22 protein-coding genes and 1 riboswitch are annotated in these 25,552 nt (G+C 56.3%); of the genes, 6 read left to right on the forward strand and 16 right to left on the reverse strand.

Translation table 11 applies throughout. The features are described 5' to 3' along the window. Positions 1–33: 33 nt before the first annotated feature. The 14 genes from murG to leuO all read right to left on the reverse strand — a co-directional run bounded on the left by murG (position 34) and on the right by leuO (position 16,436). Positions 34–1,098, reverse strand: coding sequence for an undecaprenyldiphospho-muramoylpentapeptide beta-N-acetylglucosaminyltransferase (gene murG, locus E0L20_RS10690; RefSeq protein ID WP_131633950.1), 1,065 nt, complete (start codon positions 1,096–1,098; stop codon positions 34–36). Beyond that, the gene (gene ftsW / locus E0L20_RS10695; RefSeq protein ID WP_131633951.1) at positions 1,095–2,339 is read right to left on the reverse strand and encodes a cell division protein FtsW; all 1,245 of its coding nucleotides are present in this window, start codon (positions 2,337–2,339) and stop codon (positions 1,095–1,097) included. The genes murG and ftsW overlap by 4 nt, the downstream gene beginning before the upstream one ends. Beyond that, positions 2,339–3,655 carry a UDP-N-acetylmuramoyl-L-alanine--D-glutamate ligase gene (murD, locus tag E0L20_RS10700; RefSeq protein WP_131633952.1) on the reverse strand — a complete coding sequence of 439 codons (1,317 nt, stop codon included), beginning with the start codon at positions 3,653–3,655 and terminating at the stop codon, positions 2,339–2,341. The genes ftsW and murD overlap by 1 nt, the downstream gene beginning before the upstream one ends. Positions 3,656–3,657: 2 nt before the next feature. Next, complete coding sequence (gene mraY, locus E0L20_RS10705; RefSeq protein ID WP_003856353.1) at positions 3,658–4,740, reverse strand: phospho-N-acetylmuramoyl-pentapeptide-transferase; 1,083 nt, start codon at positions 4,738–4,740, stop codon at positions 3,658–3,660. Further along, entirely contained in the window at positions 4,734–6,092 is a 1,359-nt protein-coding gene (murF, locus tag E0L20_RS10710) for a UDP-N-acetylmuramoyl-tripeptide--D-alanyl-D-alanine ligase (RefSeq protein WP_131633953.1), read from the reverse strand. Before murF ends, mraY begins: the two co-directional genes overlap by 7 nt. Further along, positions 6,089–7,576, reverse strand: coding sequence for a UDP-N-acetylmuramoyl-L-alanyl-D-glutamate--2,6-diaminopimelate ligase (gene murE / locus E0L20_RS10715; protein ID WP_131633954.1), 1,488 nt, complete (start codon positions 7,574–7,576; stop codon positions 6,089–6,091). The genes murF and murE overlap by 4 nt, the downstream gene beginning before the upstream one ends. After that, complete coding sequence (locus E0L20_RS10720) at positions 7,563–9,329, reverse strand: peptidoglycan glycosyltransferase FtsI (RefSeq protein ID WP_119935539.1); 1,767 nt, start codon at positions 9,327–9,329, stop codon at positions 7,563–7,565. The genes murE and E0L20_RS10720 overlap by 14 nt, the downstream gene beginning before the upstream one ends. A 15-nt stretch (positions 9,330–9,344) precedes the next feature. Further along, entirely contained in the window at positions 9,345–9,710 is a 366-nt protein-coding gene (ftsL, locus tag E0L20_RS10725) for a cell division protein FtsL (protein ID WP_119935540.1), read from the reverse strand. Beyond that, positions 9,707–10,648, reverse strand: coding sequence for a 16S rRNA (cytosine(1402)-N(4))-methyltransferase RsmH (gene rsmH, locus E0L20_RS10730; protein WP_131633955.1), 942 nt, complete (start codon positions 10,646–10,648; stop codon positions 9,707–9,709). The genes ftsL and rsmH overlap by 4 nt, the downstream gene beginning before the upstream one ends. 2 nt (positions 10,649–10,650) lie before the next feature. Beyond that, positions 10,651–11,109, reverse strand: coding sequence for a division/cell wall cluster transcriptional repressor MraZ (gene mraZ, locus E0L20_RS10735; RefSeq protein ID WP_014882537.1), 459 nt, complete (start codon positions 11,107–11,109; stop codon positions 10,651–10,653). 601 nt (positions 11,110–11,710) lie between these two features. Next, the gene (gene cra, locus E0L20_RS10740; protein ID WP_125914447.1) at positions 11,711–12,715 is read right to left on the reverse strand and encodes a catabolite repressor/activator; all 1,005 of its coding nucleotides are present in this window, start codon (positions 12,713–12,715) and stop codon (positions 11,711–11,713) included. A gap of 179 nt (positions 12,716–12,894) precedes the next feature. Further along, on the reverse strand, positions 12,895–13,386 hold the full coding sequence (gene ilvN, locus E0L20_RS10745) for an acetolactate synthase small subunit (RefSeq protein WP_014068890.1): 492 nt from the start codon (positions 13,384–13,386) through the stop codon (positions 12,895–12,897). A 1-nt stretch (position 13,387) separates the two neighbouring features. Further along, on the reverse strand, positions 13,388–15,112 hold the full coding sequence (gene ilvI / locus E0L20_RS10750; protein ID WP_131633956.1) for an acetolactate synthase 3 large subunit: 1,725 nt from the start codon (positions 15,110–15,112) through the stop codon (positions 13,388–13,390). A gap of 379 nt (positions 15,113–15,491) precedes the next feature. Further along, positions 15,492–16,436: a transcriptional regulator LeuO gene (gene leuO / locus E0L20_RS10755; RefSeq protein ID WP_131633957.1), complete on the reverse strand. Its 945-nt coding sequence runs from the start codon at positions 16,434–16,436 to the stop codon at positions 15,492–15,494. 637 nt (positions 16,437–17,073) lie between these two features. On the opposite strand from leuO, the gene leuL reads away from it, so the two are divergent. From leuL to leuD, 5 genes are all read left to right on the forward strand, one after another. Further along, positions 17,074–17,160 carry a leu operon leader peptide gene (leuL, locus tag E0L20_RS24280; RefSeq protein ID WP_071786497.1) on the forward strand — a complete coding sequence of 29 codons (87 nt, stop codon included), beginning with the start codon at positions 17,074–17,076 and terminating at the stop codon, positions 17,158–17,160. 90 nt (positions 17,161–17,250) lie between these two features. Then, the gene (gene leuA / locus E0L20_RS10765) at positions 17,251–18,822 is read left to right on the forward strand and encodes a 2-isopropylmalate synthase (protein WP_131633958.1); all 1,572 of its coding nucleotides are present in this window, start codon (positions 17,251–17,253) and stop codon (positions 18,820–18,822) included. Then, positions 18,822–19,913: a 3-isopropylmalate dehydrogenase gene (gene leuB, locus E0L20_RS10770; RefSeq protein ID WP_131633959.1), complete on the forward strand. Its 1,092-nt coding sequence runs from the start codon at positions 18,822–18,824 to the stop codon at positions 19,911–19,913. The genes leuA and leuB overlap by 1 nt, the downstream gene beginning before the upstream one ends. A 2-nt stretch (positions 19,914–19,915) precedes the next feature. Continuing rightward, positions 19,916–21,316, forward strand: coding sequence for a 3-isopropylmalate dehydratase large subunit (gene leuC / locus E0L20_RS10775; protein WP_131633960.1), 1,401 nt, complete (start codon positions 19,916–19,918; stop codon positions 21,314–21,316). 10 nt (positions 21,317–21,326) lie between these two features. Further along, positions 21,327–21,932: a 3-isopropylmalate dehydratase small subunit gene (gene leuD, locus E0L20_RS10780; protein WP_131633961.1), complete on the forward strand. Its 606-nt coding sequence runs from the start codon at positions 21,327–21,329 to the stop codon at positions 21,930–21,932. A gap of 266 nt (positions 21,933–22,198) precedes the next feature. Here leuD and E0L20_RS10790 read toward each other — a convergent pair whose 3' ends face one another. Together E0L20_RS10790 and sgrT are read right to left on the reverse strand one after the other, a co-directional pair. Beyond that, the gene (locus E0L20_RS10790) at positions 22,199–23,377 is read right to left on the reverse strand and encodes a sugar efflux transporter (RefSeq protein WP_131633963.1); all 1,179 of its coding nucleotides are present in this window, start codon (positions 23,375–23,377) and stop codon (positions 22,199–22,201) included. Between the two features lie 119 nt (positions 23,378–23,496). Further along, the gene (sgrT, locus tag E0L20_RS10795) at positions 23,497–23,649 is read right to left on the reverse strand and encodes a glucose uptake inhibitor SgrT (RefSeq protein ID WP_131633964.1); all 153 of its coding nucleotides are present in this window, start codon (positions 23,647–23,649) and stop codon (positions 23,497–23,499) included. A gap of 88 nt (positions 23,650–23,737) precedes the next feature. On the opposite strand from sgrT, the gene sgrR reads away from it, so the two are divergent. Further along, on the forward strand, positions 23,738–25,393 hold the full coding sequence (gene sgrR, locus E0L20_RS10800; protein ID WP_131633965.1) for an HTH-type transcriptional regulator SgrR: 1,656 nt from the start codon (positions 23,738–23,740) through the stop codon (positions 25,391–25,393). Between the two features lie 36 nt (positions 25,394–25,429). After that, positions 25,430–25,530: riboswitch (TPP riboswitch) on the forward strand. Positions 25,531–25,552: the final 22 nt, after the last annotated feature.

The following is a 25,552-nucleotide window of genomic DNA, read 5'->3' on the forward strand; positions in this document are numbered from 1 at the left end:
AAAATTCGTGCAGCGCAACACGCGCTGCGAGGGTTAAGCCTGGGCTGCCAGGCTCACTTCTTTTGCCACCCGCTCCGTCGCATCCGGGATGGCGATCGCGCGCGCGCGCTGTGCCATCTCCAGCAAGGCGTTTCTATCCCAGCCCGCCAGGGTGGTGGCGACCGCATCGGCGGTAAACTGTGGCTGCTCAAAAATCTTCGCGGCGCCGGCTTTTTCAAGCGGCAGCGCATTCCAGTACTGCTGTCTGTCCTTGTGCTGGAACGGCACAAACAGCGCCGGTAAACCGGCAGCGGCGATTTCGCTCACCGTTAACGCGCCGGAGCGGCAAACCACAACATCGGCCCAGGCATAGGCGGCGGCCATGTCGTCAATAAATTCGGTCACTTTATGCTGCGGCTGCCCCGCCTCGGCGTAAGCCTGCTCAACGGCCTGCTGAGCGCCTTTACCGCTTTGATGCCAGATGGTCACGGCATCGCCCAGCCTTGCGGCCACCTGCGGCATCGTCTGGTTCAGGATACGTGCGCCCTGTGAACCGCCGACAACCAGCACGCGAACCGGACCTTCACGGCCATTCAGGCGCGCATCCGGCAACGGCAGTGCCAACACATCTACACGTACAGGGTTCCCCACAACGTCCGCTTTTGGGAACGCACCTGGGAAGGCCTGCATCACTTTGGTGGCAATTTTCGCCAGCCATTTGTTGGTCAGGCCGGCAATGCCGTTCTGCTCATGGAGCACAACGGGAATACCCAGCGACCACGCCGCCAGCCCGCCGGGGCCAGACACATACCCGCCCATCCCCAGCACCACGTCTGGCTTAAACTGCTTCATGATGGTGCGGGCCTGACGCCAGGCGTTAAAAATGCGCACGGGCGCTAAAAGCTGCGCCTTGATGCCTTTGCCACGAAGGCCAGAAATACGAATAAAGTCGATCTCAATACCGTGCTTCGGCACCAGATCGGCCTCCATGCGGTCTGCGGTTCCCAGCCAGCGTACCTGCCAGCCCTGATCCATTAAATGGTGCGCAACCGCCAGCCCCGGGAACACGTGTCCGCCGGTACCGCCTGCCATCACCATTAACCGCTTCGGTTGATTCATCGTGAACCTCGTGTAAACGCCTGGGCTTTCTCCAGACGCGTCTCATAATCTATACGCAACAAAAACATGATGGCCGTCGACATAATCAACAGGCTCGAACCACCATAACTGATTAACGGCAACGTCAGGCCCTTGGTCGGCAGCATACCCGCTGCGGCCCCGACGTTAACCAATGCCTGGAAGCTAAACCAGATACCAATTGAACAGGCTAGGAAACCTGAGAAGCGGTGATCGATCTCCAGCGCTTTACGGCCAATCGACATGGCGCGGAAAGCGACGAAGAATACCATTAAAAGCGCCAATACCACACCGATATAACCCAGTTCTTCCCCAATAATGGAGAAGATGAAGTCGGTGTGCGCCTCGGGTAAATACTCCAGTTTTTGCACCGAGTTGCCCAGGCCTTGCCCCCAGACTTCGCCGCGGCCAAACGCCATCAGCGACTGCGTCAGCTGATAGCCGCTGCCGAACGGGTCTTCCCACGGGTTCCAGAACGAGGTCACGCGGCGGATACGGTAAGGCTCGGCGAGGATCAGCAGCACAACCGCGGAAATCCCCATCCCGATGATGGCGATGAACTGCCACAGCTTGGCACCCGCCAGGAACAGCATCGCCAGCGTGGTCACAAACAGTACGACTACGGTGCCGAGGTCAGGCTGCGCCAGCAGTAAGACCGCCAGTACCAGGATAACGCCCATCGGCTTTAAGAAGCCGCGAAGGTTGTTACGCACCTCGTCGACTTTACGCACCAGATAGTTAGCCAGATAGCAGAACAGGGAGAGTTTGGTGAACTCTGCAGGCTGAATACGCAGCGGGCCAAAGGCAATCCAGCGCGATGCCCCGTTAACGGAGCTACCCACAACCAGCACGATCAGCAGCATGATGATCGAGGCGATCAGCATGGCCGTACTGTGCCGCTGCCAGAAGGCCATCGGCAGACGCAAGGTCACCAGCGCGAGGCAGAACGCCAGGATGATGTACAGCCCGTCACGCTTGGCGAACAGGAAGGGATCGTTTGCCAGCCGTTGTCCAACGGGCATGGAGGCCGAGGTCACCATGATAAAGCCGATCGCTGCAAGCCCGAGCGTGAGCCAGAACAGCATGCGGTCGTACATGATCAGGCTATCGGAATCTTTATCCCGCGAAGCCATCACCCAGCCTTTCAGCGCCGCAAACAGCCACACCAGAATTCCAAATCCTGGCAGGCGCGGCATTTTCAGGCGAGGGAGAGATAAACGCATCAGCCTAACTCCTTCGCCAGGCGAGTAAAGACATCACCACGCTGTTCGAAATTCTTAAACTGATCGAGGCTGGCACAGGCAGGGGAAAGCAGCACCATGTCGCCAGGCTTCACGCGCGGCGCAATGAAACGCATTGCCTGCTCCAGGGTTTCAGTTTGCTCGGCAATCTCTGGACGTAGCGCGGCCAGTTGACTACCGTCACGGCCAAAGCAGTACAGGCGGACGTTATCCCCGGCGAGGTACTGTTTCAGGGAGGAGAAATCAGCCGATTTGCCGTCACCGCCGAGAAGGAGGTGCAGCGTGCCATCCACGTGCAGGCCGTTCAGTGCCGCCTCAGTGCTTCCCACGTTGGTGGCTTTGGAATCGTTGATCCAGCGCACGCCGTTGTGCTCCAGCGCCAGCTGGAAGCGGTGCGCCAGGCCGGTATAGGTCGTTAGCGCCTTCAGGCTGGACGAGCGCGGCAGCCCAACGGCATCCGCCAGCGCCAGCGCGGCCAGCGCGTTGGTGTAGTTATGCTGGCCGGAAAGCTTCATCTCTTTCACGTTCAGCACTTTCTCGCCCTTCACGCGCAGCCAGGTTTCGCCCAGCTGGCGGTTCAAATGATAGTCACCCATGGTGATACCAAAGCTGATGCAGCGCTCGTCCGCGCCGCGTACCGGCATGGTCAGCGCGTCATCCGCATTGACCACGCAGACTTTGGCATTTTCGTAAACGCGCAGCTTGGCGGCGCGATACTGCTGCAGGCCAAACGGGTAGCGGTCCATATGATCTTCGGTCACGTTCAGGATCGTTGCGGCGGCGGCGTGCAGGCTGTAGGTGGTTTCAAGCTGGAAGCTGGAGAGTTCCAGCACGTACAGCTCACAGCCCTTATCCAGCAGCATCAGGGCCGGCAGACCAATATTGCCGCCAACACCGACGTTTTTACCCGCTGCTTTTGCCATCTCGCCGACAAGCGTAGTGACCGTGCTTTTTCCGTTTGAACCGGTAATGGCAATAATCGGAGCCTGCGCTTCGCGGCAGAACAGTTCGATATCGCCGACAATTTCAACGCCCGCATCCGCAGCAGCGCTCAGAGAAGGATGCGCCAGCGCCATGCCCGGGCTGGCAACGATCAGATCGGCTGCCAGCAGCCAGTCATCATTCAGACCACCAAGGTGGCGTTCAACCTGTTCCGGCAGCGTGTCCAGACCCGGCGGAGAGACACGCGTATCCATCACGCGCGGCGTGACGCCGCGCGCAAGGAAAAAGTCCACGCAGGAAAGGCCGGTCAGGCCCAACCCGATGATAACGACTTTTTTGCCCTGGTAATCTGCCATGATTAACGTACCTTCAGCGTTGCCAGGCCAATCAGCACCAGCATCAGCGAAATAATCCAGAAGCGCACGATGACGCGCGGTTCCGGCCAGCCTTTCAGTTCATAGTGGTGGTGAATCGGCGCCATACGGAAGATGCGCTGACCGCGCAGCTTGAAGGAACCGACCTGAAGGATGACCGACAGGGTTTCAACCACAAACACGCCGCCCATGATCACCAGCAGGAACTCCTGGCGCAGCAGCACGGCAATAATGCCCAGCGCGCCACCGAGCGCCAGAGAACCGACGTCACCCATAAAGACCTGAGCCGGATAGGTGTTGAACCACAGGAAACCGAGGCCCGCTCCGACAATCGCCGTACAGACGATCACCAGCTCGCCCGCATGACGCAGGTACGGAATATGCAGGTAATTCGCAAAGTTCATGTTACCGGTCGCCCATGCAACCAGCGCAAACCCGCCCGCGACGAAGACGGTCGGCATAATCGCCAGGCCGTCCAGACCGTCGGTCAGGTTAACGGCGTTGCCGGTACCGACAATCACAAAGTAGGCCAGAAGGATGTAGAACAGCCCCAGCTGCGGCATCACGTCCTTGAAGAACGGCACCACCAGCTCGGTGGCTGGCGTGTCTTTTCCTGCCAGATACAGCGCAAAGGCCACGCCCAGCGCGATCACCGACATCCAGAAATACTTCCAGCGGGCGATCAGGCCCTTGGTGTCTTTACGCACCACTTTACGATAGTCATCGACAAAACCGATGATCCCGTACCCCACCAGAACCGTCAGAACGCACCAGACGTAAGGGTTGGAGGGATACGCCCAAAGCAGTACGGAAACGACAATAGCGGTCAGGATCATAATCCCGCCCATGGTTGGCGTACCGCGCTTGCTGAAGTGCGATTCCGGACCGTCGTTACGTACAACCTGACCAAAAGAGAGTTTTTGCAGACGGGCAATCATGCGCGGGCCCATCCACAGAGAGATGAACAGCGCAGTCAGCAGGCTGACGATGGCGCGAAACGTCAGATAGGAAAAGACGTTAAAGCCTGAATAATATTTGACCAAATGTTCGGCCAGCCAAACTAACATGTCCCGCTCTCCTGTAATGCGTGCACAACTTCTTCCATGGCGGCACTACGTGAACCTTTCACAAGCACAGTCACAATTTGTTTTTCTGTAATCAACGCCTTAAGACGCTCAATCAATGCGGCTTTATCGGCAAAATGTTCGCCAACGCCGCTCGCCTGGCTAATTGCCTGGCTCAGCGTTCCTGCGCTCAGCACGCGGTCAATTCCCGCCGCTTTCGCCGCTTCGCCAACCTGGATATGGCAGGCTTCGCTTTCATCGCCCAGCTCCGCCATATCACCGACCACCATCACGCGGTAGCCCGGCATTTCAGACAGTACCTGCGCCGCCGCCGTCATCGAGCCGACGTTGGCGTTGTAGGAATCGTCCAGCAGCAGCTTGTTCTCCGCCAGCTGGATCGGGAACAGGCGTCCGGGAACGGCTTTCAAGTTTGCCAGACCCGTTTTAATCGCTTCATGAGACGCGCCGACCGCCGTGGACAACGCCGCCGCCGCAAGGGCATTGGCGATGTTATGGCGACCCGGCAGCGGCAGCAGCACATCCACGCCACCCGTTGGGGTGTTGAGGGTGAATTCCGTTCCGTGCGACGTCACATGGATATTGGTGGCGGTAAAGTCACTGTTGGCCGCATTCGGCGAGAAGCGCCAGGTCTTACGCGACCCAATGATGCTCTGCCAGTTCAGCCAGTCGTTGTTATCGGCATTCATAATGGCAATGCCGTCAGCCGGTAAGCCGGTGTAGATCTCACCTTTGGCTTTCGCCACGCCTTCCAGCGACCCGAAACCTTCGAGGTGTGCGGCGGCAAGGTTATTCACCAGCGCCGCCTCCGGACGCGTCAGGCTCACGGTCCAGGCTATTTCACCCTGATGGTTCGCGCCCAGCTCAATCACGGCAAACTCATGCTCTTTGGTCAGGCGGAGTAATGTCATCGGCACGCCAACGTCATTATTTAGGTTGCCCGCGGTATAAAGCGTGTTACCACACTGGCTGAGGATAGACGCCGTCATCTCTTTTACGGACGTTTTACCGGATGAACCGGTCAGCGCCACGACGCGCGTTGGAACCTGCTGGCGTACCCATGCCGCCAGTTCACCGAATGCCAGACGGGTATCGCTCACCACAATCTGCGGCAGATCGATATCGAGCTTGCGGCTGACAAACAGCGCGCCGGCACCGTTCTCTTTGGCCTGCTCTGCAAAATCATGCGCGTCAAAGCGCTCGCCTTTCAGCGCCACAAACAGGCAACCCGCTGTGACTTTGCGGGTATCCGTCGTTACGGCGTCGATCGTCAGATCCTGACCGTGCAGCGCGCCGTTCAGGATGGCAGCGGCCTGGGCTAGCGTAAGGCTAATCATGCCACCACTCCCAGCAGTCGTGCTGCCGTTACGCGATCCGAGTAGTCCAGGCGGCGGTTGCCCACGATCTGATAATCTTCATGGCCTTTACCCGCCAGCAGAACTACATCGTTCTCCCGCGCCTGCATGATGGCGTTAGTCACCGCTTCTGCACGGCCTTCGACCACGCGCGCGCGGCCGGCGTCAAGCATACCCGCCAGAATATCGTTGATGATGGCGCGCGGTTCTTCGGTGCGCGGGTTATCATCTGTCACCACCGGAATATCCGCGAACTGCTCGGCAATAGCGCCCATCAGCGGACGTTTGCCCTTGTCGCGATCGCCGCCGCAGCCAAACACGCACCAGAGCTTACCGGCGCAGTGCAGGCGAGCCGCTTCCAGCGCTTTTTCCAGCGCGTCCGGCGTGTGGGCGTAATCGACGACAACAGTCGGTTTGCCCGGTGCGCTGAACACTTCCATACGGCCACAAACCGGCTGCAGACGCTCAGCGGTGTCCAGCAGTTCGGCCATTGGATAGCCCAGCGCCAGCAGCGTCGCCAGCGCCAGCAGCAGGTTGCTGACGTTGAAGGCGCCCATCAGGCGGCTTTCAATTTCACCGTCGCCCCATGAGGAAGCAAAGCGGATCGTTGCCCCGCTGTCGTGATAGTTCACCTCAACCGCCTTCAGCCAGCGGCCGTGGCAGTTCGGGTTAATGTGGTTTTCCATCGATACGGCAACCGCATCCGGCAGCTTCGCCAGCCAGCGACGACCGACTTCATCGTCGGCGTTGACGATCGCCTGTCCGTGATGGTGGGTGGAGTAGAGCAGCCATTTCGCGGCTTCGTAGTGCTCCATATCGCCATGATAATCAAGATGATCGCGGCTCAGGTTAGTGAACACCGACGCGGCAAACTTCAGCGCCGCTACGCGGTGCTGTACCAGCCCGTGGGAAGAAACTTCCATTGCGGCGAAGGTCGCTCCCTGCTCTGCCAGACCGGCCAGCACATGCTGTACGTCTACCGCCGAGCCGGTGGTGTTTTCCGTCGGGCTCACTTTACCCAGCAGACCGTTACCCACGGTACCCATCACCGCGCCGGTTTCACCCAGCAGCTGCGCCCACTGCGCCATCAGCTGCGTGGTAGTGGTTTTACCGTTAGTGCCCGTCACGCCCACCAGACGCAGCTGGTCGGACGGCTCGTGATAAAAACGCCCTGCCAGTGCAGAGAGACGTTCATTCAGCTGGCTGAGATAGATAACCGGCACGCCGTGCATTTCACGCACCTCGCCGTCTGTTGCCTCATCTTTGGCCTCAGCAATAATGGCAGCAACACCTTGCGCAATCGCCTGCGGGATATAACGACGCCCGTCCGCCTGATGACCCAACACCGCCACGAAGAGATCGCCAGACGCAGCCACGCGGCTGTCCAGCACCATCTCTCGCAGTGCTCGCTCCGGTGCGTTTGGCACCCACGGAGCGAGAAGGTCGCGCAAATTACGATCTGCCACCTGTACCCTCGCCTTGATTAGTTACAAATTCACTTTTATCGCCCGTCGCCAGCGCATCCGGTTCAATGTTCATGGTGCGCAACACGCCGCCCATGATGGCCCCGAACACAGGCGCGGAGACGGCGCCGCCGTAGTATTTACCCGCCTGTGGATCGTTAATGACGACCACCAGCGCAAAACGCGGATTGCTTGCAGGCGCAACGCCTGCGGTATAGGCAATGTACTTGTTGATGTAGCGGCCATCGGGCCCCACTTTTTTCGCCGTACCGGTTTTAATGGCGATGCGATAGCCTTTAATCGCCGCCTTCACGCCGCCGCCGCCCGGCAGCGCCACGCTTTCCATCATGTGAACAACGGTACGTACGATAGATTCCGGGAAGATTCGCTCGCCCGGCACCGGTGGATCAACTTTAGTAATCGACAGCGGACGATAGACGCCATAGCTGCCAATCGTTGCGTAGACTCGCGCTAACTGTAACGGGGTTACCATTAGCCCATAGCCGAAAGAGAAGGTGGCCCTCTCTATGTCAGACCACCGTTGTTTTTGAGGATATAAGCCACTGCGTTCTCCGACCAACCCCAAATTGGTCGCTTTTCCCAGCCCAAAACGTGAGTAAGTCTCTACTAACGCTGAGGACGGCATCGCTAACGCCAGCTTGGAAACACCGACGTTACTCGACTTCTGTAAGACCCCGGTCAGGGTCAGTTCGCTGTAACGCGCCACGTCTTTGATTTCATGGCCGTTAATGCGGTAAGGAATCGTATTCAGAACGGTACTTTCATTGACGATGCCGCGCTGGAGCGCGGTCATCACCACCATCGGTTTTACGGTAGAGCCCGGTTCAAACACGTCGGTGATGGTACGGTTACGCATCACATCCTTCTGCGTCCCGGTGAGATTGTTTGGGTTGTAGGACGGGCTGTTGGCCATCGCAAGCACTTCACCCGTGCTGACATCGACCAAGACGGCACTGCCCGATTCCGCCTTGTTAAAGGCTACGGCGTTGTTCAGCTCGCGGTAAACCAGCGCCTGTAAGCGCTCATCGATACTCAGCGCAAGGTTGTGTGCGGCCTGGCTGTCCGTTGAGGAAATATCCTCGATTACGCGACCATAGCGGTCTTTACGCACAATACGCTCGCCGGGCTGGCCGGTGAGCCATTTATCAAAGCTTTTTTCAACGCCTTCAATCCCCTGACTGTCGACGTTGGTGAAACCAATGAGGTGAGCGGTTACTTCGCCGGAGGGATAATAACGGCGCGATTCCTCACGCAGGTGAATCCCCGGCAGCTTCAATTTTTTAATGTAGTCCGCCATGTCAGGGTTCACCTGACGCGCCAGATAGATAAAGCGCCCTCTCGGGTTCGCATTCACGCGTGAGGCCAACTGGTCCAGCGGCATCTTCAGCGCATCCGCAAGCGCCTTCCAGCGGTTATCAAGCGTGATACCTCCGGCGTCGTGCAGCTCTTTCGGATCGGCCCAGATCGCCTTCACCGGCACGCTCACCGCCAGAGGGCGGCCAGAACGGTCGGTGATCATGCCACGGGAAGTCGACACTTCCTGCACGCGCAGGGAACGCATATCCCCCTGACGGACCAGCATGTCAGGGGCGATGATTTGCAGCCACGCTACGCGACCCAGCAGGAAACCCAGCGCCAGTAAAATGCAGCCGCAAAGCAACGCAAAACGCCAACTGACAAAGTTGGCCTGTTCTTCCTGACGTTTTGGTTTTAGCGTCTTTGCCGCTGCTTTCATGCGTCGCGTTTTCCCTTATTTTTGTACTACGATATTTTCCTGCGAAGGATCAACATGCTGCAGCTGCAGCTTTTCCGTTGCGATCCGTTCAACCCGGCTGTGATCGCCGAGCGCGTTTTCTTCAAGGATCAGATTGCGCCATTCAATATCCAGCGCATCGCGTTCCAGTACCATCTGCTCGCGTTGCGCAGTTAATAAACGGGTATGGTGGGCCGTCGTAACGACCGTAATAGCCGTGACAATGATGCAAATGAACAAGCAGAGTGGCAGCTTCCCAAACCGCAAAAGATCGTCACCGATCACGCCAGGCAAGGCATGGCGCTCGTTGCTTCCTAACGAATCCTTAACTTTGCTTAGGGTCTCTGTCACTCTGCCGATCATGCGTTCGTCCTTTCTGCTACACGCAGCACTGAACTACGGGCACGTGGATTCTCTGCCACCTCTTCTTCGCCCGGCATCAACTTGCCTAGTGCTCGCAGCTGACGGCCACCCAGTTTTCTGAGCTGTTCTTCCGTCATCGGCAGCCCCGCAGGAACCTGCGGACCGCGGCTCTGCTCGCGCATAAAGCGTTTCACAATGCGGTCTTCCAGCGAATGGAAGCTGATGATGGACAACCGCCCTCCCGGGGCCAGCACGCCGAGCGAGCTTTTTAGCGCCAGCTCTATTTCCTCCAGTTCACTGTTTACCCAGATGCGAATCGCCTGGAAGGTACGCGTCGCGGGGTGTTTGTGCTTATCCTTCACCGGCGTAGCCGCGGCAATCACCTCGGCCAGCTCTTTGGTGCGGGTCATCGGATCGATACGGTTACGCTCAACGATGGCGCGCGCAATGCGTTTACCGAAACGTTCTTCACCAAAGGTTTTGATCACCCAGGCAATATCGGCTTCGTCAGCGGTCTGCAGCCATTCTGCGGCAGACTGGCCGCGCGTTGGGTCCATGCGCATATCCAGCGGGCCGTCGCGCATAAAGGAGAAGCCGCGCTCGGCATCATCAAGCTGGGGTGAAGAGACGCCAAGATCGAGAAGAATCCCGTCGATCTTGCCCGTAAGATCGCGCTCGGCAACGTAGTCCGCGAGCGCAGAGAAAGGTCCATGCACGATGGAAAAGCGTGGGTCATCGATGGTTTGCGCAACGGCAATCGCCTGCGGGTCACGATCGATTGCCAGCAGACGACCTTCCTCTCCAAGCTGAGAGAGGATGAGACGCGAGTGGCCACCGCGACCAAAAGTGCCATCAATGTAGATGCCGTCCGGACGAATATTCAGGCCGTTGACGGCCTCATCCAGCAGCACCGTTGTATGTTTATAATTTTCCATCATATTTATAGAGACAAGTCCTGCAGCCGTTCCGATAATGTTGCGGAATCGGACTGCTCAGCGTCGATATCTTCCTTGACCTGTTGATACCAGGTCGTTTCATCCCACAGTTCAAACTTGTTGAACTGCCCGACCAGCATCACTTCTTTGGTCAGACCGGCATGTTGCCGCAACACGGGCGCAATCAGTAATCGCCCTGCGCTATCCATCTGACATTCACTGGCATGTCCCAATAACAACCGCTGTACGCGGCGTTCCTGCGGGTTCATGCTCGACAGTCGCGACAGCTTTTGCTCAATAATTTCCCATTCGGGTAAAGGGTAAAGCAGCAGGCAGGGGGAGTTGATGTCAATGGTGCAAACCATTTGACCTGAAGCGTTCTCGATCAGCTGGTCGCGGTATCGGGTTGGTACCGATAAACGCCCTTTGCTGTCGAGATTGACTAACGTTGCTCCACGGAACATGCCAGCCTCACCCCTCCTCACCACTTTAACCCACAAATTCCCACCTAAAGGAGTTTACGGAGCGAGGGAAAAGCTTGTCAAGCCAGGACTCTCTCTATATGAAGCCGAAAGGGCGCTATTTACAGAGATAAACAGACCTGGTTAATAACTACACAACTGGCGAGGCAAAATTAACGTTATGAATATTTGTAAGAAAAAAACCGAATATGCACACTAGCGTTAAGGCTCACTCAATATCATCGCAAGGAAATATAAAGTGTCAGTTTGCGACGCGGGCGGCATTTTAAGACATATTCTCCGGGGATGACAGCGCCAGATGCATCGATGCACTGCGCGAGCAGGCTCTCTTGCCCGCAAGCCAGCTGCAATGGTGGAAAAACGTCTGAATATTCATCGACCGAAGGGGGTTTGTAACAAAATAAGACAGAAGCGGTGTTTAAAAATCGTATAAATGTTCTTTAAAAGGCGATTTAAAAGCCTTAACGAATTAAGAAAAATAGCAGGCTATGATCCTTAAAGAATTATCCTAATTTTTATACGGGAATGATTTCTGCAAATTATTTTAGCGAAACGGGGCTGTTTGCACTGCCCCGCTCATTCATTAATGCCGGCTCAAAATGCCGCGGCGGTAGAGATTTCGTTTGATGCGGGTTAGCCCAGGCTTCGGCTTACGTGGCTCATCCAGGCTTGCCAGAACAATCTCCAGCACGCGTTCAGCCACATCGCGGTGGCGCTGAGCCACTGCCAGCACCGGGCACTGCAGGAAGTCGAGCAGTTCATTATCACCAAAGGTTGCGATGGCCAAATCGGAGGGCAGCTGTCCGTCGCGACGCAGCGTAACATCCATCACTCCCTGCAGCAGGGCAAACGACGTGGTGAACAGCGCCTGCGGCATCGGGTGCGTTTCCAGCCATTTTTCGAACAGCTGCGCGGCAGCTTCACGCTCATAGCTGTTGGCATAGAGATAGTGAACGTCGCGCGGATCGTCCTTCCAGGCGGTGCGGAACCCTTGTTCACGCAGGAAGCTCACGGAAAGCTCCGGCAATGCCCCAAGGTACAGCACCGTTTCAGCCGGGAAAGTTCTCAGCTCCGCCGCCAGCATCTCGGCATCATCCTGATCGGCGCCCACGACGCTGGTAAAATGCTCTCTGTCCAGGGCGCGGTCCAGCGCAACGATAGGGAACGGATCGTTGGCCCAGCGTTGATAGAACGGGTGCTCTGGCGGCAACGAGGTTGAAACGATGATGGCATCAACCTGACGCTGCAGAAGATGCTCAATACAGCGCATTTCGTTATCAGGCTGATCTTCCGAACAGGCGATCAGCAGCTGATAGCCCCGCTGGCGGGCCTGACGCTCAAGGTAGTTGGCGATACGGGTATAGCTGGTATTTTCCAGGTCTGGGATCACCAGGCCAATAGAGCGGGTGCGCCCGGCACGTAAACCGGCTGCGACAGCATTTGGATGGTAGTTATGTTCACGAACCACCGCCATGACTTTTTCAACGGTCTTATCGCTGACGCGGTACTGCTTCGCTTTACCGTTAATCACATAGCTCGCCGTTGTTCGTGACACGCCGGCTAGCCGAGCGATTTCATCCAGTTTCACAATTGCCCCTTAAAAAAAGTAAAGAGTCCATGGCCCTGTCAAGGTTATGGTTAAATCTTTTAACATCTAATCGCAGAATAGTCACCGCGGCAATCGCTTTTATCTGCATTCGCGTTGGTTTGTGCAAAAAAAAGCCCGGCTTTGGTGACCGGGCAGAAAGAGGCGAACCTTTTTGACAGCTAACGCATGATCTTTTCGCCGCGCGACAGGCCAACAATCCCCGAGCGCGCAACCTCAACAATTTTTGCCACATCCCGCACCGACGCCAGGAAAGCGTCCAGCTTGTCACTCGTCCCCGCCAGCTGAACCGTATATATAGAAGGCGTAACGTCAATGATCTGCCCACGGAAGATATCCGTATTGCGTTTCACCTCTTCACGGCCATATCCGCTCGCCTGAATTTTTACCAGCATGACTTCACGCTCAACGTAGGCGCCCTGCCCCAGCTCGCTCACGCGCAGCACATCGACCAGCTTGTGCAGCTGCTTTTCAATCTGCTCGAGCACTTTGGCGTCGCCGACGGTTTGGATGGTCATGCGTGACAGCGTGGGATCGTCAGTCGGAGCAACGGTAAGGCTTTCTATGTTGTAGCCGCGCTGTGCGAAAAGTCCAATGACGCGGGACAATGCGCCAGACTCGTTTTCCAGTAATACCGATAATATCCGGCGCATATCAGGTTCTCTCCGTTTTGCTTAACCACATTTCGTCCATACCACCCCCGCGAATATGCATCGGGTAAACGTGCTCCGTGCCGTCGACGATGACGTCCATGAACACAAGGCGGTTGTTCTTCACGTGCTCAAGCGCTTCGCCAAGCTTCGCTTCAAGCTCTGCCGGATCGCTCACTCGCATGCCGATATGGCCGTAGGATTCCGCCAGGCGTACAAAGTCCGGGAGGGAATTCATGTACGACTGAGAGTGACGGCCAGAATAAATCATATCCTGCCACTGCTTCACCATCCCGAGATAGCCGTTGTTCAGGTTCAGCACCAGTACCGGCAGCTCATACTGCAGCGCCGTAGACAGCTCCTGAATATTCATCTGAATACTGCCATCCCCCGTCACGCAGACCACGGTTTCATCCGGCAGCGCCAGCTTCACCCCCAGCGCAGCGGGCAGGCCAAAGCCCATCGTGCCCAAGCCGCCCGAGTTGATCCAGTGACGCGGTTTATCAAAGGGATAGTAAAGGGCTGCAAACATCTGGTGCTGCCCCACGTCAGACGTCACATAGGCATCGCCTCCCGTCAGGCGCCAGATCGTTTCGATCACCGCCTGCGGCTTAATATGTTCACTTTGCGTATCGTATCTAAGGCACTGCCGCGCGCGCCACAGTTCGATCTGCTGCCACCAGTCGCGAATGTCGTCCAGCGGCTGTGCCGTGGTTTCCTGCGTCAGCAGATCCAGCATTTGGTCCAAAACCTGTCGGGCATCTCCGACGATCGGCACATCTGCCGGCACCGTTTTAGAAATTGAGGTCGGATCGATATCAATGTGCAGCACGGTAGCGTTCGGGCAGTACTTTGCCAGGTTGTTGGTCGTGCGATCGTCAAAGCGCACGCCGACGGCAAAGATCGCATCGGCGTTGTGCATCGTCATGTTGGCTTCATAGGTGCCGTGCATGCCTAGCATCCCCAGCGCCTGTCGATGCGTGGCGGGGAACGCCCCTAACCCCATCAGCGACGAGGCGACAGGAAGATTGAGCTTTTCGATCAGCTCACGGAGCTGCGTTTCACACGCTGCGTTAACCGCACCGCCGCCAACGTAGACAACCGGTTTTTTGGCCGCCATCAGCGTTTGCAGCGCTCGCTTAATCTGGCCTTTGTGCCCCTGCGTCGTCGGGTTATAGGAGCGCATGCTCACTGCTTCCGGCCAGACGTAAGGCAACTTGTTAGCCGGATTGAGAATATCTTTTGGCAGATCGACCACCACCGGCCCGGGACGGCCGCTTGCCGCCAGCCAGAAGGCCTTTTTCAAAACGGTTGGAATGTCTTCGGTTTGTTTGACCAGGAAACTGTGCTTAACCACGGGGCGCGAAATCCCGACCATGTCGCACTCCTGGAAGGCATCGTAACCAATCAGGGAGGTGGCAACCTGCCCGGAGAGAATGACCAGCGGGATAGAGTCCATATACGCCGTCGCAATCCCGGTAATGGCATTCGTCGCCCCCGGCCCGGAGGTGACCAGCACAACGCCCACCTCACCCGTTGCACGCGCTAATCCGTCAGCCATATGCACCGCCGCCTGCTCGTGACGTACCAGCACATGGTCTATGCCACCCACGGTATGAAGCGCATCATAAATATCGAGGACTGCGCCTCCAGGATAGCCGAACACCTGCTTCACGCCCTGATCGATAAGCGACCGGACGACCATTTCCGCGCCAGACAACATCTCCATGCTTTGCCTCCAGGCATTTTGCTATAGACGGACAGCAGAATTCATTTCCACACCGTCTTACGATTAGGCTAAGCCAATCTTATATTTTGCAGAGTGATCGTTACCTTAACCGCTCGTTATGAGGCAGGCAATTGGCAAACCAGGCGGGACAAACGGCCGTCAAAGCAGAAAAAACAGGCATTGAGAGAGGATATGGTGAATTCCTCTGAGATAAAGGATGGAGAGAATAAATCATCGCTTAAAAACGGCATGATTCAGGAAATCATCTATTTTTAAGCGTGCGGCAGCCGCCAAAAAAAATCCACACAGAATAAAATTTTACTATCAATGAAAATAACAGGACAAACCGCACGTGGTGATGCGATTTATCCTGACTTCCTTATCGGCGGCAAACGCTAATAAGTAATTCTTCCATCCATTGATGGCCTTTATCACGGCCGGCCGCTTCGTGCCAGGAAAGATAGCAGGTACGGCTGTTTAGCTTGAGTGGCAAAGGCATAATCTGCAGATCCAACTGCTCTGCGAATTCTTCTGCCAGCCAGCGCGGCGCAATCGCCACCAGCTGAGTCTGGGAGACAACGTTCAGCACGCTGACCATGGCCATTCCTTGATACGCAACGCTCGCTTGTTTATCCGGCGTGTCATACCAGGGCAGGCTGAATGACGCATATCTATCGAGCGCAACAACAGCGTGCTGTTCGTTATAAACATCACTTTCACGCAGAGGGGAATTCAGACGCGGGTGTTTTTTACTGGCAACTAACACCATTTCATCTTTAAACAGCGGTACGCAGGAAAACTCCGGACGGCGAAACTCTTCATACCCCAGGACAAACTCTGTTTCCTGATAGCGAAGCTGATGCTCTGTATTCTGATTAAGTGATGATTTAAATACCAGATGAATATTTGGCGCAATCTCTTCAACTTTGTTGTAAATAATTGACGTCAGATAATTATCCAGAGGGCTGCATACGCACAGATGGAATATGCGCTCGCTGCTTAAGGGCTCAAAACCGGAGCCAGGCAGCTCATTCTGCACCAGCTGCAGCGCCTGACGAACGGAGCCAAAGAGCTGGAACGCGCGGGCGGTAGGCTGAATACCTCTGCCATAGCGAACGAATAACTCGTCATTAAACATGACCTTAAGGCGAGCCACTGCGTTACTGACGGCAGGCTGAGACATGCCAAGCGACTGTGCTGCACGCGTAATATTCTGTTCCTGCATCACCGCATCGAATACGGTTAACAGATTGAGATCCACTGTACGTAATTGCGGTTTAACCCCATCATAGGTTTGAGGTTGATTAATATTATTTTCTGGCATTCTTGACTCCACTGTCACGCTAAACTCCCTTTGCCAAGGTACAGTAATAAGTTCGAAAAATATGATTTACCATGCATATACGACCAGCGAAAGAGAATTGTTTAAAATTCGGAAAATATAAAGGAAGTCCCATCAAAAGATTAGATTATCAAACATCATTGATGAGGCATTCGAAAACAGATTAATTGATATCAATAACATTAGGGGTAGCATGAAACCATAATCCAGACGAATAGACAATCACCCTCTGGTTAATCATGGCTTAAGTATTATTAAATTATTAACTGCTCCTCCCTAATAGTAGTTAACAATTTTTTATCATGGCGTTATTCCCACTCAGCCCAAAACCATTCACCCCATGTATAAATAAGTGAAATAAAAGGCATTTTATTCTTCTCTTCGATAATGCAGTAAATATGTAGAATTGCTATTAAATATGTTTAAATCATTCAGAAAGCAAATCGCCAGTCCAAAAATAGACAATTAAAATGGTCATGAGATTGAAAACCAGCACAATAAGCTAAAGTAAACCGACTGGCGAAACGGGCGATAGTGTACGTTTTCGCCCTCAGGGGTTGACATAGATTGTCGTATCCAGTACCACTAAAAGCATATTGAATTTAACGGAGCACGATTCATGACACGCACCATTCGTTTCACCGGTCTACTACTACTAAACGCATCCACTGTGCGCGGTAGGCTGGCGGGCGAAATTCAGCGTTGAATCGTCACCAGTAAGACTAAAACCCGCGCCACTGCGCGGGTTTTTTTATGCTCGTAGCAAGGCGCCCTAAGACTGACAAGGACCTAACACATGAGCCAGCAAGTCATTATTTTCGATACCACCTTACGTGACGGTGAACAGGCATTACAGGCGAGCCTGAGTGTTAAAGAGAAACTGCAGATCGCGCTGGCTCTGGAACGCATGGGTGTCGACGTGATGGAGGTGGGCTTCCCCGTCTCGTCTCCGGGTGATTTCGAATCCGTACAGACCATCGCGCGTACCATTAAAAACAGCCGCGTATGTGGCCTGGCGCGCTGCGTTGAGAAAGATATCGACGTTGCAGCCGAGTCGCTGAAGGTGGCCGAAGCCTTCCGTATCCATACCTTTATAGCAACCTCGCCAATGCACATCGCCACCAAGCTGCGCAGCACGCTGGACGAGGTTATCGAACGCGCGGTGTACATGGTCAAGCGCGCGCGTAACTATACGGATGACGTTGAATTCTCCTGTGAAGATGCGGGCCGTACGCCAATCGAAGACCTGGCGCGCGTGGTTGAAGCCGCCATCAACGCGGGCGCTAAAACTATCAACATCCCGGACACCGTCGGCTACACCATGCCGTTTGAGTTCTCCAACATCATTACCGGCCTGTATGACCGCGTGCCAAATATTGATAAAGCGATTATCTCTGTGCATACCCACGACGACCTGGGTCTGGCCGTAGGCAACGCCATCGCCGCCGTTCACGCCGGCGCGCGTCAGGTTGAAGGGGCAATGAACGGGATCGGTGAGCGCGCCGGTAACTGCTCGCTGGAAGAAGTGATCATGGCGATCAAGGTGCGCAAAGACATCATGAACGTGAATACGCGCATCAATCACAACGAAATCTGGCGCACAAGCCAGACCGTCAGCCAGATCTGCAACATGCCTATTCCCGCCAACAAGGCGATTGTCGGCACCGGCGCGTTCGCACACTCCTCCGGTATTCACCAGGATGGCGTCATTAAGAACCGTGAAAACTATGAAATCATGACCCCGGAATCCATCGGCCTGAACCAGGTGCAGCTGAACCTGACCTCTCGCTCTGGCCGTGCCGCAGTGAAGCACCGTATGGAAGAGATGGGCTACAAGGACAGCGATTACAACATGGATCAGCTGTACGACGCCTTCCTGCAGCTGGCCGATAAAAAAGGCCAGGTGTTCGACTACGACCTGGAAGCGCTGGCGTTCATCAACAAACAGCAGGAAGAACCGGAGCATTTCCGCCTGGATTACTTCAGCGTGCAGTCCGGCTCCAGCGACATCGCCACCGCATCGGTCAAACTGGCCTGCGGTGACGACATTAAAGCCGAAGCGGCAAACGGTAATGGCCCCGTCGATGCCATCTATCAGGCGATTAACCGCGTCACCGAGTATGACGTTGAGCTGGTTAAATATGACCTGACGGCCAAAGGCCATGGCAAAAACGCGCTGGGCCAGGTTGATATCGTCGTCAACTACAACGGCCGCCGTTTCCACGGCGTGGGTCTGGCGACCGACATCGTCGAATCTTCTGCCAAAGCGATGGTGCATGTCCTGAACAACATCTGGCGCGCCGCCGAAGTCGAAAAAGAGTTGCAACGCAAAGCTCAGAATAAAGAGAACAACAAGGAAACCGTGTAATGTCGAAGAATTACCATATTGCTGTGTTGCCGGGCGACGGTATTGGTCCGGAAGTGATGGCACAGGCGCTGAAAGTACTGGAAGCCGTTCGCGCGCGTTTTGCGATGAAAATTACCACCAGCCATTACGATGTGGGCGGCGTGGCTATCGATAACCACGGCACGCCATTGCCGAAAGCGACCGTTGAAGGCTGCGAAAACGCCGATGCCGTGCTGTTTGGCTCCGTGGGCGGCCCGAAGTGGGAACACCTGCCGCCGGCTGAGCAGCCTGAGCGCGGCGCGCTGCTGCCGCTGCGTAAACACTTCAAGCTGTTCAGCAACCTGCGTCCGGCGAAGCTGTATCAGGGCCTGGAAGAGTTCTGCCCGCTGCGTGCGGATATCGCCGCTAACGGTTTCGACATTCTCTGCGTACGCGAGCTGACCGGCGGGATCTACTTCGGTCAGCCAAAAGGGCGCGAAGGCAGCGGACAACACGAGAAAGCGTTCGACACCGAGGTGTATCACCGCTTCGAAATTGAACGTATTGCCCACATCGCGTTTGAATCTGCGCGCAAGCGCCGCCACAAGGTGACGTCCATTGATAAGGCGAACGTGCTGCAGTCATCCATTCTGTGGCGCGAAATCGTCGGTGAAATTGCGAAACAGTACCCGGACGTTGAGCTGTCGCACATGTACATCGATAACGCGACGATGCAGCTGATTAAAGATCCGTCCCAGTTTGACGTCCTGCTGTGCTCCAACCTGTTCGGCGATATTTTGTCAGACGAGTGCGCGATGATCACCGGCTCCATGGGCATGCTGCCCTCCGCCAGCCTGAATGAAGAAGGCTTTGGCCTGTATGAACCGGCTGGCGGCTCCGCGCCGGATATCGCGGGCAAAAACATTGCCAACCCGATTGCGCAGATCCTCTCTCTGGCCCTGCTGCTGCGCTACAGCCTGGATGCAGGCGACGCGGCAACCGCAATTGAACACGCGATTAACCGCGCGTTAGAAGAAGGCATCCGTACCGGCGATTTAGCGCGCGGCACGGCGGCAGTCAGTACTGATGAAATGGGCGACATCATTGCCCGCTATGTCGCTGAAGGGGTGTAATCATGGCGAAGACGTTATATGAAAAGTTGTTTGACGCGCACGTTGTCTACGAGGCGCCAAACGAAACCCCGCTGTTGTACATCGACCGCCATCTGGTGCATGAGGTGACCTCCCCGCAGGCATTCGACGGGCTGCGCGCGCACAGGCGCCCGGTACGTCAGCCGGGTAAAACCTTCGCGACGATGGATCACAACGTCTCGACCCAGACCAAAGACATCAATGCGTCCGGCGAGATGGCGCGCATTCAGATGCAGGAGCTGATCAAGAACTGCAACGAGTTCGGCGTTGAGCTGTACGACCTGAACCACCCTTATCAGGGCATCGTTCACGTGATGGGGCCAGAACAGGGGATTACCCTGCCGGGCATGACCATCGTGTGCGGTGACTCCCATACCGCGACCCACGGCGCGTTTGGCGCGCTGGCGTTCGGCATCGGCACGTCTGAAGTAGAGCACGTACTGGCGACGCAGACCCTGAAGCAGGGCCGCGCCAAAACCATGAAGATTGAAGTGAAGGGCAAAGCCGCGCCGGGCATCACGGCGAAAGATATCGTGCTGGCGATCATCGGCAAAACCGGCAGCGCCGGCGGCACCGGCCACGTTGTGGAGTTCTGCGGCGAAGCCATTCAGGCGCTGAGCATGGAGGGGCGTATGACCCTGTGCAACATGGCCATCGAAATGGGGGCAAAAGCCGGTCTGGTCGCCCCGGACGAAACCACCTTCAACTACGTGAAGGGCCGCCTGCACGCGCCAAAAGAGCAGAATTATGTCGATGCCGTCGAATACTGGAAGACCCTGAAAACCGATGACGGTGCAACTTTTGATACCGTTGTCACCCTGCAGGCAGAAGAGATTGCGCCGCAGGTGACCTGGGGAACCAACCCGGGCCAGGTGATTTCCGTCAACGACAGCATCCCCGATCCAACCTCTTTCGCCGATCCGGTTGAGCGTGCAAGCGCTGAAAAGGCGCTGGCCTACATGGGCCTGAAGCCTGGCGTTCCGTTGACGGATGTCGCCATCGATAAAGTGTTTATCGGTTCCTGCACCAACTCGCGTATCGAAGATTTACGCGCGGCGGCAGAGATCGCCAAAGGCCGCAAAGTGGCGCCGGGCGTGCAGGCGCTGGTGGTGCCTGGCTCCGGCCCGGTGAAAGCCCAGGCAGAAGCCGAAGGTCTGGATAAGATCTTTATCGAAGCAGGCTTCGAATGGCGCTTGCCGGGCTGCTCCATGTGCCTGGCCATGAACAACGACCGCCTGAATCCGGGCGAGCGCTGCGCCTCCACCAGCAACCGTAACTTTGAAGGTCGCCAGGGCCGCGGTGGGCGTACCCATCTGGTCAGCCCGGCAATGGCCGCCGCCGCGGCAGTCACCGGCCATTTCGCCGATATCCGCAGCCTGAAATAAGGAGACAATCATGGCAGAGAAATTTACCCAACATACGGGCCGGGTTGTCCCACTCGACGCCGCTAACGTCGATACCGATGCGATCATCCCAAAGCAGTTTTTGCAGAAAGTAACGCGCACGGGATTTGGTGCGCACCTGTTTAACGACTGGCGTTTCCTGGACGATAAGGGCGAAGTACCCAACCCGGAATTCGTTCTGAACTTTCCGGAATACAAAGGCGCGTCGATTTTACTGGCGCGAGAAAACTTTGGCTGCGGCTCGTCGCGTGAACACGCTCCCTGGGCGCTGACCGACTACGGTTTTAAGGTGGTTATCGCGCCGAGCTTCGCGGATATCTTCTACGGCAACAGCTTCAACAACCAGCTGCTGCCGGTGACGCTGAGCGATGCGCAGGTCGATGAGCTGTTTGCGCTTGTACAGGCGAATCCGGGCATTTCGTTTGAGGTAGATCTGGAAGCGGAAGTGGTGAAAGCCGGTGATAAGACCTACAGCTTCAGCATTGATGCCTTCCGCCGCCACTGCATGCTGAACGGTCTGGACAGCATCGGCCTGACGCTCCAGCACGAAGACGCTATCTCAGCATACGAGAAAAAACAGCCTGCGTTTATGGGCTAAAGGCAATGGCCCGCAGGGTGCGGGCCATTGATTTGACTACGTTTTGGCATTCCAGCCTCCTTATTGCTTTTCGGCAACGAAGAGACTAACCTCGCAATGATCGTTGTGAAGTTGGTCTCCCCATCAGTTTTTTGATGTGGGACTCTCCACTGTTTGCCTCTTGCGAAAGCCTGAGGCAAACAGCCTCAAGCACCCGCCACGCACTCTATGCGCCTTCTTCGTTCCTGTCAGAAAGTCGTTTCATTTCGTGAAGCCGCCTTCCAGAATTAAACATCTTTAACCCGGCAGGTCAGCCCAAGCGTAACCACCGAAATCGCCGCAATCATCCAGTACACCGAGGCATGGCCATAGCTTTGCGACAGCGCGCCCTGAATCACGCCGGCAAGGATGACGCCCGTAGAAATGCTGTTGGTGAAAAGCGTGGTCGCGGAGCCCGCTCGCCCCGGCATTAAGTCCTGAAACCAGAGCATGCCTATCCCGGCAACGATCCCGATAAACACCGCGTTAAACAGCTGCAATGCCAGCAGCGCCTCCCGCGAATGGAATAGGATCAGCCCCGCATAGAACAGCACCCCGGCAGCCACGGCAACGATCATCATCCGGCGTTTTCCAAAGCGCTTTACGTAATACCCGGCCAGGATCATCGCCGGAATTTCCAGCCCGGCGGCGGTGCCCATCAGGACCCCCGCGAGCTTGTCCGGTAAACCCAGATCGCTGCTGATCCACAGCGGCATATCGATGATGTACATGGTGTTGCAGGTCCACATCAGCGTGGAGGCGATAAACAGCATGCGGACGTTCTTGTCCTGCCAGCCGCTCACCTGAGTGATGGGCTTATCCGTCGTCTGTTCAACGCGCGCCACCGACGGCAGCACAAAGGCAATGAGCGCCAGGCTGATGACAAAGATCCCCGCCGCAATGGAAAACATGGTGGTAAAGCCATAATTCAGCGCGAGCATAAAGGCCAGCGGCGGCCCGATGACCCACGCCAGCGAGAGCTGCGCACGCATCACCGAGCTGAACATCACCACTTCCCGCGCCGAGCTATCGGCACATTCGCGAGCCAGCGCGAACAGCTGCGGCATGGCGGTATTCGCGAGAGAGGCCAGCAGCACGCCGCAGGTGATCAGCGTCAGGTAATGACGATTGAAGGCAAAGAGCAGCGCGTTGCCCACGGCCATGGCGCAGCAAAAGAGGATCAGCCTGCGGCGATCGCCCCGGGCGTCGGAGCGTTTTGCCAGCCACAGGCTGACCAGAATCCCGGCAATGGCGTTGACGGTATAAAACAACCCGACCCAAAACGGCTGCGCCCCCACCTCGCGGCTGAGGAACAGGCTCAGCGTCGGCGCCTGAAGCGCGCCCGCCACGCCCATCATAAAGGCGACCAGCATAAAAGCAGCATACACGCCGTTCAGGCGTCGCCCCATCGTCATCAACCACAGCATGCGCAAGTCCTTGTGAAAGCGAATCGAAATTGGGTGAATAATAAACGAAAAAAGCCAGCAAAAACATTTTGCTGGCGGGTGATTAGCACCAATACTCAGTCACACATGATCGAGGCGAGTTAGCGAGAAGAGGTCGGTTTCGTAACGTCCCACTGCATCAATTCTTCTAACGTTTTCAGCCGCTGCTCTGCACACTGGCGGGCCAGCCAGGACGTTCCCTTTGTCGCTGAAAAGTACTGCTGATAAAACTGACGTGCGGTAGACCTCTTCATAATTAACCTCCTCGCTTCATCGAGAAGAATTATTGGCCTAATATAGGGATTAATAAATTGCTGGTTTTTTGTGAGGAGTTCCCCTTTTATGCCTTCCGGTCGTCTGCAACAACAGTTTATCCGCCTCTGGCAGTGCTGTGAGGGGCAATCGCAAGAGACCACGCTGAACGAGCTGGCCGATCTGCTCAGCTGTTCGCGTCGCCACATGCGCACGCTGCTCAACACCATGCAGCAGCAGGGCTGGCTGAACTGGGAGGCCGAGGCGGGACGCGGCAAACGCTCGCGCCTGACCTTCCTTTATACCGGCCTGGCGCTGCAGCAGCAGCGTGCGGAAGATCTGCTGGAGCAGGATCGCATCGATCAGCTGGTACAGCTGGTGGGCGATAAGGCGGCCGTGCGCCAGATGCTGGTTTCCCATCTCGGACGCAGCTTTCGTCAGGGCCGACATATCCTGCGGGTGCTCTACTATCGCCCAATGAAAAATCTGTTGCCCGGCACGGCCTTACGCCGCTCTGAAACCCACATGGCCCGGCAAATCTTCAGCGGCCTGACGCGCATAAATGAGGAAAACGGGGAACTGGAAGCGGATCTCGCCCACCACTGGCAGCAGCTTTCCCCGCTTCACTGGCGCTTCTTCTTACGCCCCGGCATCCATTTTCACCACGGCCGCGAGCTGGAAATGCACGACGTCATCGCCTCTCTGGAACGCGTCCGCAAGCTCCCGCTCTACTCCCATATCTCCCGCGTCCACTCCCCCACGGCCTGGACGCTGGATATCGAGTTGTCCCAGCAGGATAAGTGGCTTCCCTGGCTGCTGGGCTATGTGCCGTCAATGATTCTGCCCGGCGAATGGGAATCGCTGAACAATTTTGCCAGCCAGCCGATTGGCACCGGGCCCTACTCCGTCTCCCGCAATAACAGCAACCAGCTGAAAATCCGCGCGTTCGACGACTACTTTGGCTATCGGGCGCTGATCGACGAAGTGAACGTGTGGGTATTACCGGATCTCAATGAGGACCTGAGCTGCGGGCTGACGCTGGAAGGCCCCACCACGGGAGAAAAAGCCGTGGAGAGTCGCCTGGAGGAGGGATGCTATTATCTCCTGTTTGACCGCCGCACCCACCGTGGGGCAAATCAGGCCGTCCGCAAGTGGATCAGCCACGTGTTATCCCCTTCCAATCTGATCTACCATGCGGAAGAGCAGTACCAGACATACTGGTTCCCGGCGTACGGCCTGCTCCCTCGCTGGCACCACGCCCGCCCGACGCGCAGTGATAAACCCGCCGGGCTGGAGTCCATCACCCTGACCTACTACCGCGAGCACGTGGAGCACCGCTTTATCGCCAGAATCATGGGCAAGCTGTTAGCGGCCGAGGGCGTTAAGCTGGAGATCCATGAAGTCGACTACGATGAATGGCATCGCGGCGATATCACCAGCGATATCTGGCTGAACAGCGCCAACTTCACCCTGCCGCTCGATTTCTCACTCTTTTCCCATCTGTATGAAGTCCCCCTGATCCAGCACTGCATCGACCGGGACTGGCATGAGGACGCCGCCGAATGGCGTGCAGGCGAGATGAACCTGGCCACCTGGTGCCAGCAGCTGCTGGCCGAGCAGGCGATCGTGCCGCTGATCCACCACTGGCTGATGATTCAGGGCCAGCGCAGCATGCGCGGCCTGCGGATGAATACCCTGGGCTGGTTTGATTTCAAATCCGCCTGGTTTGCACCGCCGGAGCCATAACGCTTTCGTAATATTCACCAAATCATTACAATAGCGCCGTTCTCAACGGGGTGCTGCATCACTGATGTGCGCTGAGATAATACCCGTCGAACCTGATCCGGATAACGCCGGCGAAGGGATTTGAGGCTGTCTCTCAAAATCCTTTGCCACTCAACCTTG

Source organism: Enterobacter wuhouensis, assembly GCF_004331265.1.
GTDB lineage: Bacteria > Pseudomonadota > Gammaproteobacteria > Enterobacterales > Enterobacteriaceae > Enterobacter > Enterobacter wuhouensis.